Here is a 15,126-nt window from a genome sequence, read left to right on the forward strand (position 1 = left end):
ATCCAATAAAAATGAAAGTATTATATAAAAATTGCCCTGCGGTGCTTGTAGCACTTTTTGTGTTTGTAACTTGTTTGTTTTCCGGCCTTTATGTCCGGGCTGCATCACAGTATTATTACCAGATAAAGATCTATCACTTTAAAACCGCAGCACAGGAAGCCCGCTTAGACGCCTATTTCCAAAACGCTTATATACCAGCCTTACACAAGGCAGGTGTTAAAAACGTAGGTGTTTTTAAAGTATTAAAACAGGATAGCCTGGATAAAAAGATCTACGTATACATACCCTACAAAACCTGGGACGCATTAGAAAACACTGATCAAAAGCTATTGAAAGACCAGGAATATCTCGAGGCAGGTAAAGATTATCTGGAAGCACCATCTAACAATTCAGCCTATACCCGAATAGAAACTATCGTGCTCCGCGCGTTCCCGGGAGCACCGGAACCCGGTATGCCAAATCTAACGGCAAAGAAAGCTGATAGAATCTACGAGTTGCGCAGTTATGAAAGCGCCACCGAAAAATATAATGCCAGTAAAGTAAAAATGTTTAATGTGGGCGATGAGATAGGCATATTTAAAGGCTACAACTTTAACGCCATATTTTATGCCGAAGTTATAGCCGGTAGCCATATGCCAAACCTGATGTATATGACCACATTTAACGGTTTACAGGACAATAAAGATAAATGGAAGTTATTTTTCGCTGACGAGAAATTTAAAGCATTAGGAAAAATGGCCGAGTACCAAAAGAATGTATCGAAATCCGAAAGCTTGTTTCTTTATCCTGCTGATTATTCTGATTATTAAATCAGTTTAGGAAATAACACAACAAAAAAAGCGCCGCATACATTAGTGTGCGGCGCTTTTTTGTTATTTTGTGATCATTATGAGACCGGTTAATGTTAGTATGAATAAAAATAGGCTTGAGGCTTTTAGTGATGGCGTTATAGCCATCATCATTACCATAATGGTATTGGAACTAAAGGTACCCCAGGGACACGACCTTGAAGCTTTAAAGCCAATGTGGCCTGTATTTGCCAGTTATGTAATGAGCTTTGTATACGTTGGTATTTATTGGAATAATCACCACCATATGCTGCACGCCATAAAATCAATAAATGGGTCTGTACTCTGGGCAAATATGCACTTACTATTCTGGCTATCGGTAGTGCCATTTGTAACTAACTGGCTTGGCGAAAGCCATTTTAGTGAGATATGGCCCGTTGTTTTATATGGATTTGTACTTTTAATGAATGCTATAGCCTATTCCATCCTCATGGTATTATTAGTTAAACATGAAGGAGAGAAATCTCTGCTTGCTGACGCAGTAGGCGGTGATTGGAAAGGAAAGATCTCCATTGCTTGCTACTTTTCGGCTATCGCATTGGCATGGATAAGTACCTATTTAAGTTTGGCTTTATATATATTGGTAGCCTGCATGTGGTTTATCCCCGACAGGAGAATAGAAAAAAGACTGGCGGATGATCAACATAATCATTAATCAACCTTTAGTATGTTTTATATTGTCCCCTCCAATACTGGTCGGCTATCTCTGGTGCCACCATTATTAGCAGTTATCCCTGCCAGAAATTTTATGCTGATAGCGTTGTTTTCAAAATTGCAGATTATCAGGTCGGAGTTTGGTGTTTCATAATATTGTAAGGTAATTACGAATGTTTTATCAGTGGTCCAAACACCGGCAGCGACAATCTTTCTGGCTGTATTATTTTTAGTTGATACGCCAGGTGTTGGAGTCTCGCCTTTTATCCATTTGTTTAGTCCGCAGGTTATATTTTGTTCTGTTTGGGGACCTTTTAATACAAAGCTGCACACATCAGCATTAAATGTTATTAATGCCTGGTTTATAGTAAGTGCGTTGTCTTTAATATTAAAAATTTTACCTGATACCTGTGCTTGGGTGTTTTGCCCGAAATCAGTCTTAGCCGGTAATAATGTTAAGGTGGCCAATTTTTGTTTTAAAGCATTTTGGTTAGCGATATCGGCAGGCAAAGTTGAGGGCTTTATACCCGGGAGTAAATAATCCCACACGTAGTTAAGTGTTTTCTGCATGTCCTGGACTTCGCTGGTTATAGCTATTACCGTATTCAGGTCGCGCGATACCAAACAATACTGACCCTGCGCGCCATCACCACGAAAGAAGTTATGCCTGCACCGCCAAAATTGGTAACAATAACCCTGCTGCCAATCGCTAACAGACACATCCTGTCCTTTCACAGGCGTATTTGGTACTTTATAAGTTGTAGCCTCATGCGCCCAAGTTGCAGGTAATACCTGTTTACCGTTCCACATTCCGTTTTGCAGGTAAAGCATACCTAACTTAGCAATATCCTCTGTTTTTACACGCAAACCAAAGCCACCGGTGTTAATACCCTGCGGACTAACTTCCCAATCGATCCCGCTTATTCCTAATGGTTTAAACAGCCTTGGGGTTAAATAATCAAATAAGGTTTTGCCGCTAACTTTAGTTATAATGGCCGATAGCATGTAAGTTGCCCCGGTATCATATAAAAAGTAGGTACCCGGCTGATGCGTAACAGGGGTTGACAAAAAGGTCTTTGTCCAAACTCCATTCTCACGGCGCATAGGTCCCGCGGTATCTGCATCGTGCCCGGTGGTCATGGTAAGTAGGTGTTTTACCTGCATATCTATTAAATATGGTGCAGGGTTTGCAGGTATATCATCCGGGAAAAATTTGGTTATTTTATCCTCTACACTCAATAAACCCTCGCTCACGGCAAACCCTATGGCTGTTGAGGTGAAGCTTTTGCTTAATGAATTCAACACATGTTTTAGATCTGGTTTGTAGGGATCCCACCAGCCTTCGGCAACTACATTGCCATTACGGATAACCAATAAGCTATGCAGCCCAAGTTTACCTGCCTCTGCTTTATTAATAAACGCTAATATGCTTGCCGAACTGATACCCTGTTGCTCGGGCGTACTTTTACGGAAAGTGTAAGCTGCCGGGGATGCAAATAAAGACTGGCCAAATATAGGTGCCAGGCTAAGCCCGGCAACACCGATAGCGGTGTTTTTTAAAAAATCTCTACGTTGAATGGACATGATAATAGGTTTATTAATCGGTTTTTAAATTATGCCATTGAATAGCCAAATAATAACATTGTTGGTTATTGTTATTTATGGGACGGTGCAAGCTGCCCGATGCCAGGTAAATACAATCGCCTGCATGTGCATCTTTCAGATCCTGATTTATAGTTTCTAATACGCCGCCGGTTAACATTAGTATTATTTCTTCAACACGGTGAGTATGTGGGGCATGGCTTGCATAGCCAGGGTTTAGCGCTGTCGCATGTATTTCAAAACGCTCAAACATAGATGTTGGCCTGTCAAACAATGATCTTGTTTCGCCTTTCACAGATTTATTGACCTTCAGCAGATCCCAGTTTTTAATAAATGACGGACCTGCATTGTAACCACGTTGGATATTTACCGGATTTGTTGACTGATAACCTAAAACAAACCAGCTTACAGGTTTATCTGAATGATTTTTAAAACTGATCTGATCACCAGCTAAAACTAATGCAATACTGCCGGGGCCAACTGTTTGTGCGGTATCTTTAAGTATTAAACTAACTGTACCATTTTTTACAACAATTAACTGTTCAAGGTTATTGTCAACCGGCAGGGTATAAGTTTTACCCGCGTTAAGCGTTATTGTGTAAATATCAAGTGTCTGCAGGTCTAAAGTTGTGCCTTTTAATACCTGGCTTTCCTCTACATCGCTACTAAGTTTTATGGCTTTTGCCGGGCTGTAAACACCAGACGGTAACATATTGGTTTGCGCTATAGCACATACCGACACAGCCAGTATAAAAACAGTAAGTAAAAGCTTCATTTATAAGGTTATAATTAACTTATAAATGTAGCATAATTATCCAAAAATTGAGTGAGTGCAGGTACTTTAGAAAAAAGTACATTAAATAAATTGATGCCCAGTATAGCAGTACAGATCCCCACCAAAACATCTAAAATATAATGATGACTGGTATAAACAGCGGTAAGCCAAATACCTACCATAACGGTGGCCAAAATAAACTTACCAAAGCCTACATGATTTTTAAACGCATAGTAAACCACGATAATAGGATAGGCCGAATGCAGCGATGGCATTGCTGCAAATACATTTGAGCCCTTTTGGTAGATCGACTGGAAGATATTAACGTTAAAGTAGTGATCAAACCTTATCAATCCACCGGTACTGCCTGGTGTGTGCGGAAGAAAAACAAAACCATGTTCCTGGATATACCAGGGCGGTGCAGCAGGGAAGGAATAATATATTACAAATCCTAAAAGGTTAACCACCAAAAAAGTCATGGCGAAAGAAAGGAACTCGCGCCTGTTCTTGAAAAATAAATAAGCGCCAAAGCCAAGCGGTACGGGGATCCAGCAGATATAAAACAAGCCGGCAATGATATCCAATATAGTTGTAGCGTTTATCTTCCAGTATTCGTTAGGGGTAAGCAGGTGCCCCCGGTAATTTATTCCGAATAGATGTTTTTCGAAATTATAGAGGTCGGCAATATGTACGGTGCTTACGTTATAATTAGGGAATGCTTTCATGTAATCGAACAGGATCCAATACACAATAAAAACACTGAAACCCAAAATAAACTTGCGGGTAATGGCAGAAAGGTAGAAGCATACGTTAAATATAACCAGCAATACTACCTGATCTGATTTAAAACCGACAACCCATGAAGAAAGTAATAGGTAAGCAACAGATAAAAGCGTAACGGTTATTATTGATCTGGCATTTACAACCGGGCCATGATTAACCACTGCACTCATTATTATTTCTTAACAAAGTCTGAACGGAAAATTTTATCCCAAAGCGGAGAGCTTACACCAAAGCCTCTTTCCGGGGCTTGATAGTGGTGCAGCATATGGTGCTGTTTTATTTTTTTCCAGATGTTACCTTTAAAGTTAAAATGATGTATAGCATAGTGCGATATATCATAAAACAAATAACCCAATATAAAACCCGGGAAGAAACCAAATATGTAATTAGCAGGCAATATAGCGTCAAACAAAAAGTAAAACGCGGTAGCCAAAGGTATACTAACTGATGGGGGTAATACCAAGCGTTTTGCGTCGCTTGGATAATCATGATGCACACCGTGGAAAATAAAGTGCAAACGTAAGCCCAGTTTGTTTTTTGGAACATAATGGAATACAAAGCGGTGCATAATGTACTCTGTAAATGTCCACACAAAAAGGCCGATCAAGAAAAACTCAATATAAGTTACTATGCCAATGTTTTTTACAAAGAACGCTATGTAAGTACTGGCCAACATAACCGGTACAAAAATAAATACCGGTACCAGGTAATGAACTTTTGATAAAGCTTCCAAAAGGTCGCTTTTAAACATTCTTGTTGATTCCTGTGAATTTGATATGAAATTTTTTGCCATAGTAAATCAGGGTTTAAAACGTTCTATAATTTCTCTGCCTGTGTTTTGATCTGTTCCTCTTAGCTCTACATATACCACGTTTGGTAACCAGAAAGAGCCTCCTTCTATTTTTACAAATAAGCGGTTAAGCATCATTTGTTTTTGCGCAACTGTTGCGAAGATATGATATTTTCCGTCGTTTGCCTTCATCAAAAGCAATGGAAATTTTTTGTATGATACAAATCTGACATCAAATTGATCGTTCGCCAATTTCTTTGTTATTACGCCATAAGCAAATTTACGCTGTATATAACTCAGTTCTTCTTTTTGCCCTTTTTCTGCATATCTTATCCAATATACATGTAACGGATTTTCGTCATCTATCTTACCACCGGGTGCATTTAATTCATAAATAATGGTATTGGTGTTAGCAGTACGCTGCATATAAAACAACCTGCCCACGCTTTCGGCCGGTATAGGAAATTTATCCTCAGCATCAGTAATAACTGTAGTGGATTTGGTTGCTGGTTTATCAACGTTTTTGCTTACCGGTAAATAAGAACAAAAAGCAGTTAATAAAAATATAACAGATAATTTCATCAATTGGTAACGTTATTTTTTTCTTGCGACTCAAGGCTTTTTTTTGCGTCTCTTAACCTGTTAAACGCGGTAATATTTGTTAATGCAGCCAGTATGGTAATAGGAATAGTAAAGATAGACATGGTTTCAAAAACATGATACTTTATGCCGGGCGCATATAATTTATAATTACCACCAATATATTGTGAACTGACACCGCATATTATGGCAAATAAGCCAATAGTAACCACACGTTCTGGCCGTTGCATTAAACCGCCTTTACATTCAATGCCCAAACCTTCTGCACGGGCTCTTACATAACTTACCATCATTGAACCAATTAAGGCTATAAAAGCAAATATCGAGCTTAAAAAGTAGTGCTGGGCAACCAGGTAATAACATATGCCAAAAAACATGATCAGTTCGCTATACCTGTCTAATACTGAATCATATAAAGCGCCGAATGTCGATTTCATATTACCCAAGCGCGCAACCTGCCCGTCAAGCATGTCAAATAAGCCGGCAAATAAAATAAGCGCGCCTGCCCAGCCTATATAGCTCAGATCGCCACGATTGCCTTCTTCGCCACCTATAATAAATATTACAGCAACACCAATGTTTAATACAAAACCGATTGAGGTAACCGCGTTAGGAGTAAGGCCCAGTTTTATTAAAACTTTAACAAAAGGGTCTATAACCTTATAGATACCTAACTGCAGGTTTGTACGTATGGATGTTTGTTGTTCCATTATTAAAAATCAAATTTTGCTCTTACCCGTATACCAAATGGCGACACGTTTGGATGATCCAGATAATTAAATCTCTTAACCGCATCAACCCGTATAAATTTAAATATATTTTCGACACCAACGCTACCCTCAACATATGGCGTACTGCCTAATGAATAAGTAATCGGTTCGCCGGTGCTTGTTACCGGGAATTGATATAATGAAGGATGAAGCACCGGGTTGTTGTTGTTGCTTAATTGCCCATAAATAGCTTTAAATGATGCAACTTCGCGTAGTTTAAGCGCCTTTAACAACGGGATCTTGTTGAAAAAGAAACCCATAAAATGCTGATCAAGATTTATTGATATGTATTGGTCACTCACAAACTCTAAAAAGTTCATTAAGTTGTATGAGTACAAGTCGTAGTTAAAGCTTTGATTAGCACGGAAAATGGTTAACAATGGGTAAGGCACCTGGCCAAAAGTTTTTCCACCTTCGATAAAGCCATCCACATAACCAAATTGCGATAAGTAAGTACGCTTATCAATACGCATGTGTACTGTCCTGTAATTATACGCGCCGCCAAATACGTTTTTGAAACCCTGCGTATAATCAAGGCTCATTATCGGGTCTGGTCCAGGTATTGGCCTGCGGTAAATTTTGCCCTGGAAAAATTTCTCATTGGGCGCATAACGTAATGTTAACGTAGCTTCTGATGTGGTAAGATCATTTATCTTACCTGTATTATTAATAAAGTATAAAGACCCGGCTGGTGATTGTGTCCATTTTTTTAATAATAGCTGGTATGAGAAATGACTCTCGTATTCATGCATGTATTCAAACTTATAAAAGTCATTATATAAGTACTTATCATTAACACCGCGCTTAAATGACAACAAAAAGTTATCCTGTTGCACAAACTGTAAAGCTGCGCCCGGTATCTTAGTATCGCGCTGAAAGCTTGCCCTTAGGTAATTTTGAGGGAATTTATAGATAGACTTATCATTAAGTGAATAAGTAGCGCTTAAAAAGCCTTTCCATTTTTTATCCTTGAAACCGTAGGCTCCGTATGTTTCAAAATAGTAACGCTTACTTAACTCAGGCGTGGTACGGCCGCCAAATCGTAATTTTAAACCCTCAACCGGGTTAAAGCTGTAAAATGTATTCGATGGACCGATCTCAAATCCCGGAAAAGTTTTATAACCGGCAAATAACAGTGTCAAAATATCCACAGTGCGCTGAAACGACTTCATGTGCGATAAGCTGTCAATGTTTTTATAAACTTTTGATTCGGCCGTGGTTAAAGTATCTAAACGGTTTTGTGTCCAAAATTGCTCGCTTCTATGCTTTACTTCCTCTGATAATTCTGACTCATCAGGTTTTGCAACGTAAGCGGTATCAACCTGTGGTTTGTTAACCACATAGTTTTTATACGTAAGTGTACGTACACCAAAAAAACCACCTGATTTCTTTTTATTTGTACCAAAATCTGCCAGTGTATTACTTTTACTCAGGTGATAACGGCCATCAGGGCTTTTCTCAAAATCAAGGTTGACAGTCATCGACTTAACAAAGTTAAGGTTGATGTTTTTATTAATGCCTAACTGGGCTTTTTGCACAGCGTAATTGCTATCAAGCGTAATATATATTTTACCCTGGAAAAGCAAATCCTGGGTATTACGCGGCGTAAAGCTCAATTCAACCAGTTTTTTATTATCCTCGGTAGTTATGGTGTCAGATATAAAATACTTGTAAAAAGTAGGGGCGCCGTTAGCAATGGGGCTTAAAAAGTTATTGGTGATCAGGTTGATGCTGTTATCATAGATATCGACCTTGTTATACATGTATTTAAAGAACTGGCCGATACCTTCATTATCTATAGCGCCGCCAAAATCAACATTACGTTGGCCAAGTACTACTGTTCTTTCCTTCTCTGGATTTTTACGATAGTAATATTGCGAGATCTTTTCATCCAAAAATACCGGTAGTAATGATGTGCCCGGTACGGTTGTGCTATCGCGGTTATCTAAAACAAACTTGTATTTTTTGAAGAATTTTTTCTCAGCTATCTTGGAACTCAGGTTGGCGATGGAGAATTGCATCTTATCGTACTCTTTATACTCCACATAATTATAATGCTCCGGGCGATTTAGTTCCCTGTGCGCAATTACCTGGCGTATTAGTTCAACCGCAGGGTTGCCTTTGTTACGATAACGCGGCTTTTTACCTGATTTTATCTCTACTTCGTTAAGCTCCTGCTGCGAAGGAATCATCCTTATATTAACAACCTGAGCTTTACCCGGTACAATGTTTATAATAACATCTTTGTAACCTATAAAGCTTGCTTTGATCTGTGTTACCTGCCTGCTGGTTGCCAAAGAATAGCGGCCGTCATTATCTGTAGGCCCGGCAATAGTAGTTGCCGCAAAACCCACGGTAACAAAGGGCATTGGCTCATTATTTTTAGTGCCGCCATCGGTAACAACACCGGTAACGCGTGTAGACTGTGCGAATAATGCTGAGGTGAAAAATAATAAGAAAGCTATAAATGAAAACTTTCGGTATAAACTTTTAAAATCCATGTATTTACAAATACAAACTTGGTTTGCTGGCCCCTTGTTTTTAGAACTTACGCTTATATTGCAGAATAAGTTTTGAAGCAATTTATGCTATCGTAAGGCACGTTATCAAGCTTGATAATTAGGTGGCAAAGGTAAGTAAATACTATAGACTTCTGTGGTCAGAAAGTCAAATAAAGGCGTGGAATTAACAAAATTTAACAGGTTTTACTAAACGCTGACATTAGAAAAATTTCAGCCATACGATTATCTGTAATACGATATTGGCGTATACACCTGCCAGCACATCATCGGCCATAACCCCCCAGCCCCCGGGTAAGGCTTCAAGCCTGCGGATAAGCAAGGGCTTTAAAATATCAAAAAACCTGAACAGGATAAAGCCAATTAAAATATAGGGGATAGTAACAGGTACAAATAAAACACTAATAAACATGCCTGCTAACTCATCAATAACTACGCGGCCGTGGTCTTTGCCCCACAATGGCTCAACCATATTTCCGCTCCATATACCCAAGGCTGTTACCAAAGCAATAAGCAAGATAGCGTAGGGGATAACCGGGTCATTTTTAAAAAGAAAATACCAGCATATACAACCAAAAAAGGCCGCTATTGTCCCAACACCTTTACCTAAGTAACCAATGCCAAAAACAGTAGCGGCCAGTTTATGAAACAGCATATATATATTAGCTTTAATAGTTAATTAATTATAACTGGTAATGTAGATAACGTTATTATAGCCATTTATTATCCCGGTACCATTTTAGCGTTTCGGTTAAACCTGCCGCTAATGGATATTGTGGGTAAAATCCAAGCTCGTGCTTTGCCAGTTCAATACTGCATGACCAGTTAATCGCAGTTAACTCGTCAAGTTTTTCGAGGTTTAAGATAGGGGCCGTATTTCTCAAAGAACTTACTTTTTCTGATACAGCCGCTATTAATTTTACAAAATTTACCAAAAGATGAATTTTGAGCGTTCTAACATTCAAAATAGTCCTGGTTAGCTGGCCCAATTCATACTTATTATAAAAATTGCCATCGCTTAAATTGTAGCTGCCGTTACCGCCGGCATATACCGACCTTACGCTGGCCCGGGCTAAATCAGTTACATAAATAAAGCTTAGCTTTTGCACGCCACGGCCAATGTAGGCTTCAAGGCGTTTGCTTACCTGTTTAAAGAAGATAAAAATTCCCGTATCGCGCGGGCCATACACTGCGGTGGGGCGTAAAATAATATAATTTAAATCCTTTATTGCTCTTAGCTTATGCTCGGCCAATAGCTTGCTTTTGCCGTAGGCTGTAATAGGATTGGGCTGGGTATCTTCGGTTATGATACCATTTATGCTTTTTAAGGGCCCTATTGCAGCAAGGCTGCTTATCAGTACAAACTTTTTTAAGTTAATGCCCGACTGCACAGCGGCATTGGCCAGGTTCGCGGTATAATCAGCGTTTATCAGATCGTACTCATTGGCTGATATAGCGCGGGTTACGCCTGCAGCGTGAATGATGTAATCGTATTGCTTATCCTGCAACTCAGTTTTTAAAGATTCAATATCGCTGTAATCTAGGTACACATATTTTACGGGCAGATCTTTAAGATGTTCTACCTTGCTGTGTTTCCTGATCGCAGCATATACTTCGAGATTATTATGCAGCGCCTCGACGATAAGGTGATAACCTACAAAGCCGCTGGCACCGGTTATTAAAACCTTCTCTTTCATATTTGCTTTTGGTACATCCTGTACTTTTTATAAGGATCTCCTTTTATAGCGATGATGGCCTCGTTGATCAGGGTGTTGTTCTCCAGTGTCCAACCGGCTTCGGCCCATTTTAGCCCTCTTGCAGTATAATTTTTAATAATGGTACCATATAAAACAGCCTCGATCCCCATTTTACGATACCCATCAATTACGCCCAGGGCATAAATGCGCAAACTTTGGATCTTCTTTTTGCCAAACAGTAGCTTAAATATCCCCGTAGGGAATAAGCGCCCCTTTTTTATGGTCCTGAATATCTCGTTATAATTAAGCAATGCTAAACCAAAGGCTACTATTTTGCCATTCTGCTCGGCAACTAACGCAAAGTCAGGGTCAAGTATCAGTTTTAAGTCTTTTGCTAACCAATCAAACTCTTCGTCAGTTAAAGGCACAAAGCCTGTGTTCTGATCCCATGCCGAATTATATACTTCCCGAAGTTTTACTGTTTCTTCCTTAAAGTTTTTGAGATCAACTTTACGAATGATGATGTTGTTACGTTTTAAGCGCTCCTGCAAAGCATTAAGCAGCCTTACCGATTTATCATCATAATTATTACCATCCCAATGCCAGGCAATCAGGTCTACGTCTTTTTCAAAACCAAAACCGTCTATTAAACGGGCATAATAAGGCGCATTATAGGTTTGCATTAATACGGGGGGGCTGTCAAAACCCTCAACTAACAAACCACATGGCTCGTTGGTCGAAAAATTTACCGGCCCTAAAAATTTGCCGGTTATGCCATTGTCCTTTAACCAATCTGTCGCGGTTTTAAACAGGAGGTTGGCGGTGTCCTGGTCGTTTATACAATCAAAAAAACCAAAGAATCCGTCGTTTACGTTATTGTACTCGTTATGGGCATTGTTTAAAATAGCAGCTATCCGGCCAACTATTTTATCCCCATCATACGCTAAAAAACACTGTAGCTTATTATGCTTATGAAAAGGGTGCTTGGTTAACAGATCGCGTTGTGCTATAAATAATTCAGGCACATAGTTTGGATCATCCTGGTACAGGTCATGCGGGAAATCAATAAATGCTGTAAGTTCCTGTTTAGAAATTACCGGTATTATCTTTTTCATGTGGATGGTAGAGTTTATTGGTAGTAAACAAAAAATGCGGCCATCTTTTAAATGGCCGCATCCTATATAGTGTTTAATTATATTTTTTCTTTAACGTGTAGTTCAACGCCCACATCTTTAAAGGCTTTAGTTATCTTTTCAACCGCCTCTTCAATTTGCGCAAATGTATGCGTTGCCATTAATGAGAAACGCAGTAAAGACGAATCGGACGGCACTGCCGGCGACACAACCGGGTTAACAAATACACCCGATGATTGCAGGTGTTTGGTAACCAGGAAGGTTTTATCGTTATCCCTGACATAGATAGGCAGGATAGGGCTTTCTGTAGGGCCAAGGTCAAATCCTTCTTCCAGCAACAATTTCATAGCATAGTTGGTATTGTCCCAAAGTTTCTGGATCCGCTCAGGTTCTGACTCTATAATATCTAAAGCAGCTATAACGCTGGCCACAGAGCCAGGGGTCATACTTGCACTAAACATCAATGAACGGGCACGATGTTTCATGTAATCAATCGTAGCATGATCAGCAGCAATGAAGCCTCCTAATGATGCTAATGATTTACTGAAAGTACCCATTATAAGATCAACATCATCAGTTAAATTAAAGTGCGACGAAGTACCTGCACCATTGTGGCCAATAACACCCAGGCTATGGGCATCGTCAACCATAATGTTAACACCGTATTTATCAGCTAACTCAACAATCTCTGGTAATTTAACAATATCGCCTTCCATACTGAAGATACCATCAACAGCAATAACCTTTACAGCCTCTTCTGGCAACATGGCCAGCTTGCGCTCTAAATCTGCCATGTTATTGTGGGCATATTTTATAACTTTTGAAAATGATAAACGACTGCCGTCAATTAAAGAGGCATGATCATATTCGTCTAATATCAAATAATCGTTACGGCCTGTTACGCATGATAAAACACCCAGGTTAACCTGGAAACCTGTACTAAATAGTACAGCATCTTCTTTACCAACATAGGTTGCCAATCTCTTCTCTAACTCAACATGTATATCAAGTGTCCCATTTAAAAATCTTGATCCTGCACATCCTGAACCATATTTGTCAATTGCTTTTTTAGATGCTTCTTTGATCTTTGGGTGATTGGTAAGGCCAAGATAAGAGTTAGATCCAAACATTAATACACGCTTGCCATCTATAATTACTTCCGTATCCTGTCCAGACTCAATAGGCCTAAAGTAAGGATACAGTCCTTTCTCCCTGATCATTGCTGCATCTTTAAATTGCGCAATTTTCTCATGTAGTTTTTTAACCATGTATTAACCCTGCTTAAATTTTTTGTAAAAATACCATGAATAAGTTTATAACCTATATTTAGTATGTAATTTTTTTAAACATTCCACTTTTCTCAAAGTGTAATGCATTTCCCACTCGGCAAATTAATTAATTTTTTTGTTTAAATAACGCCTTTATTTTTCATTTTTTTAAAAAAACCGCTAATAACATCGTTAATGATAGGTTTTATGTAGTATTTACGTAAAAATCTTGAGGCATATTTCTGTTTGAATTTTCAATATCTCATATTCGCACTTCCTAATAATTTAGACGGAAAAAACCAGGATTCCCCTTCCCTGAATTTTTGTTTACAGATCCGCCGATCATTTCTATATATGAAAAAAATACACTTATTGTTGATAATTAATTTTATCCTTATTTTAAATACCACTTCAATTTTTGCTCAAAGCGGTGCTGACAGTATACCTAACGTTGTAACATTAAAAGAAAGTATCCTGTATGCGTTACGCAACCAACCTGCTATAAGGCAAGCTGCCATAGATCAGCAGATAAATGAACGCGATATCCGCATAGGTTTATCGGGCTGGTTGCCACAACTAAATTCCTCAGCTGCTTATAACCATTATTTTAAAGGAAGCCCGGTTGCTTCAACTACGCCGGGTGTGGTATCAAGTATTGACGAGTTTTCGAGCTTAGGATTACAGGCCAGCCAGGTTATATATAATAATGATGTATTGCTTGCCTCAAAAGCTTCTAAATACTCACGGTTATATTATGAGCAAAATACCCAAAGCAGCCAGATCAATGTAGTATCAGATGTCAGCAAGGCTTTTTTTGATGTGCTGTTATCGCAAAAACAACTTAATATTATTAATGAGAATATTACCCGCCTGCAAAGAAGTTTAAAAGATGCCTACAACAGGTACCAGGCAGGGGTTGTTGATAAAATAGATTATAAACAAGCTACCATAGCCTTAAACAATGAGCTGGCTGTACGCAAACAAACTACCGAAACCATTAACAGCAAGCTTGCTTATCTAAAACAAATAATGGGGGTAAACCCGGCGCAGAATATAAGCCTTGCTTACGATTCGACCAGTTACGAAAAAGAGACCTTTATAGATACCAACCAAACGTTGAATGTAAATAACCGGATAGAGTACCAGTTATTGCAAACGCAAAAGAACCTTAAAAACCTTAATGTCGACTATTACCGCTGGGGGTTTTTGCCCTCGCTATCGGCTATAGGTAGTTATAATTTAGCATATCTAAATACCCATGCTTCTGATCTTTACAGCAATGCTTTTCCCACCGGCTATGCAGGGTTATCACTGACATTGCCTATTTTCCAGGGTGGAAGGCGATTGCAGAACCTGAGCAAGGCAAGGTTGCAGATCCAGCGGACAGATTTGGATATTGTTAACTCGCAAAACACGATTAGCACACAGTATATACAGGCATTAGCCAGTTATAAGAGTAATTACAACAATTACCAAACGCTTAAACAAAACGTTGCCCTGGCAAGGGATGTATATAATGTAGTAAGCCTGCAATACCGCGAAGGCGTAAAAACTTACCTGGATGTTATTGTATCGCAGTCTGATCTGCGTACATCAGAATTGAATTACTACAATTCACTGTTCCAGGTACTGTCAAGCAAAATTGATTTAAAAAGAGCATTAGGCATACTTAGTGTTGAATAATTAT

General features: G+C 39.0%; 14 protein-coding genes. 3 read left to right on the forward strand and 11 right to left on the reverse strand.

Features of this window, described 5'->3' with window-relative positions; translation table 11 throughout:
* The first annotated feature begins 11 nt into the window (after positions 1 to 11).
* Together ABIB50_RS03675 and ABIB50_RS03680 are read left to right on the forward strand one after the other, a co-directional pair.
* Positions 12 to 809 carry an NIPSNAP family protein gene (locus ABIB50_RS03675; protein WP_429377352.1) on the forward strand — a complete coding sequence of 266 codons (798 nt, stop codon included), beginning with the start codon at positions 12 to 14 and terminating at the stop codon, positions 807 to 809.
* 100 nt (positions 810 to 909) lie between these two features.
* Entirely contained in the window at positions 910 to 1,503 is a 594-nt protein-coding gene (locus tag ABIB50_RS03680) for a TMEM175 family protein (RefSeq protein ID WP_429377354.1), read from the forward strand.
* A 17-nt stretch (positions 1,504 to 1,520) separates the two neighbouring features.
* Here ABIB50_RS03680 and ABIB50_RS03685 read toward each other — a convergent pair whose 3' ends face one another.
* The 11 genes from ABIB50_RS03685 to spt all read right to left on the reverse strand — a co-directional run bounded on the left by ABIB50_RS03685 (position 1,521) and on the right by spt (position 13,439).
* Complete coding sequence (locus tag ABIB50_RS03685) at positions 1,521 to 3,086, reverse strand: serine hydrolase domain-containing protein (protein ID WP_429377356.1); 1,566 nt, start codon at positions 3,084 to 3,086, stop codon at positions 1,521 to 1,523.
* 13 nt (positions 3,087 to 3,099) lie between these two features.
* On the reverse strand, positions 3,100 to 3,879 hold the full coding sequence (locus ABIB50_RS03690; RefSeq protein ID WP_429377358.1) for a cupin domain-containing protein: 780 nt from the start codon (positions 3,877 to 3,879) through the stop codon (positions 3,100 to 3,102).
* Between the two features lie 14 nt (positions 3,880 to 3,893).
* Entirely contained in the window at positions 3,894 to 4,832 is a 939-nt protein-coding gene (locus ABIB50_RS03695; protein WP_429377360.1) for a phosphatase PAP2 family protein, read from the reverse strand.
* A 2-nt stretch (positions 4,833 to 4,834) separates the two neighbouring features.
* The gene (locus tag ABIB50_RS03700; RefSeq protein WP_429377361.1) at positions 4,835 to 5,455 is read right to left on the reverse strand and encodes a sterol desaturase family protein; all 621 of its coding nucleotides are present in this window, start codon (positions 5,453 to 5,455) and stop codon (positions 4,835 to 4,837) included.
* A gap of 6 nt (positions 5,456 to 5,461) precedes the next feature.
* Positions 5,462 to 6,034: a DUF4833 domain-containing protein gene (locus tag ABIB50_RS03705; RefSeq protein ID WP_429377363.1), complete on the reverse strand. Its 573-nt coding sequence runs from the start codon at positions 6,032 to 6,034 to the stop codon at positions 5,462 to 5,464.
* Positions 6,034 to 6,762 carry a CDP-alcohol phosphatidyltransferase family protein gene (locus tag ABIB50_RS03710; RefSeq protein WP_429377365.1) on the reverse strand — a complete coding sequence of 243 codons (729 nt, stop codon included), beginning with the start codon at positions 6,760 to 6,762 and terminating at the stop codon, positions 6,034 to 6,036. The genes ABIB50_RS03705 and ABIB50_RS03710 overlap by 1 nt, the downstream gene beginning before the upstream one ends.
* Before the next feature lie 2 nt (positions 6,763 to 6,764).
* A complete protein-coding gene (locus ABIB50_RS03715; RefSeq protein ID WP_429377369.1) occupies positions 6,765 to 9,323 on the reverse strand; it encodes a DUF5686 family protein in 2,559 nt (852 codons plus the stop codon).
* Positions 9,324 to 9,543: 220 nt separating this feature from the next.
* The gene (locus ABIB50_RS03720) at positions 9,544 to 9,996 is read right to left on the reverse strand and encodes a phosphatidylglycerophosphatase A family protein (RefSeq protein WP_429377371.1); all 453 of its coding nucleotides are present in this window, start codon (positions 9,994 to 9,996) and stop codon (positions 9,544 to 9,546) included.
* A gap of 55 nt (positions 9,997 to 10,051) precedes the next feature.
* Complete coding sequence (locus tag ABIB50_RS03725; protein WP_429377373.1) at positions 10,052 to 11,038, reverse strand: NAD-dependent epimerase/dehydratase family protein; 987 nt, start codon at positions 11,036 to 11,038, stop codon at positions 10,052 to 10,054.
* Complete coding sequence (locus ABIB50_RS03730; protein WP_429377375.1) at positions 11,035 to 12,153, reverse strand: hypothetical protein; 1,119 nt, start codon at positions 12,151 to 12,153, stop codon at positions 11,035 to 11,037. Before ABIB50_RS03730 ends, ABIB50_RS03725 begins: the two co-directional genes overlap by 4 nt.
* Positions 12,154 to 12,230: 77 nt before the next feature.
* A complete protein-coding gene (gene spt / locus ABIB50_RS03735) occupies positions 12,231 to 13,439 on the reverse strand; it encodes a serine palmitoyltransferase (protein WP_429377377.1) in 1,209 nt (402 codons plus the stop codon).
* A 354-nt stretch (positions 13,440 to 13,793) separates the two neighbouring features.
* On the opposite strand from spt, the gene ABIB50_RS03740 reads away from it, so the two are divergent.
* Positions 13,794 to 15,122 (forward strand): TolC family protein, encoded by a 1,329-nt coding sequence (locus ABIB50_RS03740; RefSeq protein ID WP_429377379.1) that lies wholly within the window; start codon positions 13,794 to 13,796, stop codon positions 15,120 to 15,122.
* The last annotated feature ends 4 nt before the right edge of the window (positions 15,123 to 15,126 follow it).

Source organism: Mucilaginibacter sp. UYCu711 (assembly GCF_050433825.1).
Classification (GTDB): domain Bacteria; phylum Bacteroidota; class Bacteroidia; order Sphingobacteriales; family Sphingobacteriaceae; genus Mucilaginibacter.

Excerpts from the sequence above, each read along its gene's own strand:
- ABIB50_RS03675 (WP_429377352.1), top strand. The coding sequence starts at position 12 with ATGAAAGTATTATATAAAAATTGCCCTGCGGTGCTTGTAGCACTTTTT.
- ABIB50_RS03680 (WP_429377354.1), top strand. The coding sequence starts at position 910 with ATGAATAAAAATAGGCTTGAGGCTTTTAGTGATGGCGTTATAGCCATC.
- ABIB50_RS03685 (WP_429377356.1), bottom strand. The coding sequence starts at position 3,086 with ATGTCCATTCAACGTAGAGATTTTTTAAAAAACACCGCTATCGGTGTT.
- ABIB50_RS03690 (WP_429377358.1), bottom strand. The coding sequence starts at position 3,879 with ATGAAGCTTTTACTTACTGTTTTTATACTGGCTGTGTCGGTATGTGCT.
- ABIB50_RS03695 (WP_429377360.1), bottom strand. The coding sequence starts at position 4,832 with ATGAGTGCAGTGGTTAATCATGGCCCGGTTGTAAATGCCAGATCAATA.
- ABIB50_RS03700 (WP_429377361.1), bottom strand. The coding sequence starts at position 5,455 with ATGGCAAAAAATTTCATATCAAATTCACAGGAATCAACAAGAATGTTT.
- ABIB50_RS03705 (WP_429377363.1), bottom strand. The coding sequence starts at position 6,034 with ATGAAATTATCTGTTATATTTTTATTAACTGCTTTTTGTTCTTATTTA.
- ABIB50_RS03710 (WP_429377365.1), bottom strand. The coding sequence starts at position 6,762 with ATGGAACAACAAACATCCATACGTACAAACCTGCAGTTAGGTATCTAT.
- ABIB50_RS03715 (WP_429377369.1), bottom strand. The coding sequence starts at position 9,323 with ATGGATTTTAAAAGTTTATACCGAAAGTTTTCATTTATAGCTTTCTTA.
- ABIB50_RS03720 (WP_429377371.1), bottom strand. The coding sequence starts at position 9,996 with ATGCTGTTTCATAAACTGGCCGCTACTGTTTTTGGCATTGGTTACTTA.
- ABIB50_RS03725 (WP_429377373.1), bottom strand. The coding sequence starts at position 11,038 with ATGAAAGAGAAGGTTTTAATAACCGGTGCCAGCGGCTTTGTAGGTTAT.
- ABIB50_RS03730 (WP_429377375.1), bottom strand. The coding sequence starts at position 12,153 with ATGAAAAAGATAATACCGGTAATTTCTAAACAGGAACTTACAGCATTT.
- spt (WP_429377377.1), bottom strand. The coding sequence starts at position 13,439 with ATGGTTAAAAAACTACATGAGAAAATTGCGCAATTTAAAGATGCAGCA.
- ABIB50_RS03740 (WP_429377379.1), top strand. The coding sequence starts at position 13,794 with ATGAAAAAAATACACTTATTGTTGATAATTAATTTTATCCTTATTTTA.